Source organism: Streptomyces pseudogriseolus (assembly GCA_002154585.1).
In the GTDB taxonomy this organism is placed as follows: Bacteria; Actinomycetota; Actinomycetes; order Streptomycetales; family Streptomycetaceae; genus Streptomyces; species Streptomyces pseudogriseolus.
This window is the reverse complement of the sequence record MUNG01000687.1, coordinates 1-776: the sequence shown is the minus strand read 5'-3', so window position 1 is coordinate 776 and position 776 is coordinate 1. Positions and strand designations below refer to the sequence as shown.

General features: G+C 72.4%; 1 protein-coding gene. It reads right to left on the bottom strand.

Translation table 11 applies throughout. The features are described from left to right. Positions 1 to 624: hypothetical protein (locus CCN29_RS34105; protein ID WP_086686330.1), on the bottom strand; the 624-nt coding region annotated here is incomplete at its 3' end. Between the last annotated feature and the right edge of the window lie 152 nt (positions 625 to 776).

Genomic DNA, 776 nt, shown 5'->3' with positions numbered 1-776 from the left:
CACCCGAACCCTCCGCACCAGCCCCCGCGCCCCCTCCTCGCGGATCACCGCCACGCAGTCCGCCCAGTCACCCGCCCCGAACCGGTCCACCCACCGCGTCGCACCGTCCGTCAGCGCCGTCAGGGCCCGCACCCGGTCCCGGGGCAGGGAGACGGTGACGGCGCGTGACGACACCGACGGATCCGCCGCGNNGTCCAGCCGGTCGTCCCTGATCGCCGTGACCCTCCCGTCCGGCGACTCCACCAGCAGCACCGAGTCGGACAGCACCAGACAGTCCACCGAGCCGGGTGACCACCGGGCCAGCACCACCGTTGCCTGCGGCGTACGGGGGTGAGAAAGGTCACAGGTCGCGGCATGACTCTCGGCCGTACGCGCGATACCCCGCGACAGCAGCGCGGCCGGCGGAACATCCGGGAGGGAAACGGTCAGTTCGGTCAGCGCGCCGCCCAGCCGGGCGGTGAACCAGGGCACCGAATGCAGACAGCCGCCCCCGTCCGACGGCGGCGTGACACCGTCCAGGAGCACGAGCGCGCCGCCCTGACCCGAGGCCGGGAGCGCGACACTCGCGAAGTCTTCGTTGGGGCGCCCCGGATCACCGGGTTCCGAAACAAGCTCCGTGCGCATCCGGCCAGTCTGCACGAGCTCCCCACAACGACCGCGAGAGCCCGGCGACGCACGCCACTCCTCCACAGGCGCGCAGGTCAAGCGCCTGATTTGGGAGGGAATGAAGGCCTCCGGGAAGCCGTGGCGGCGAATATTGCCACCGCCCGCCGCAG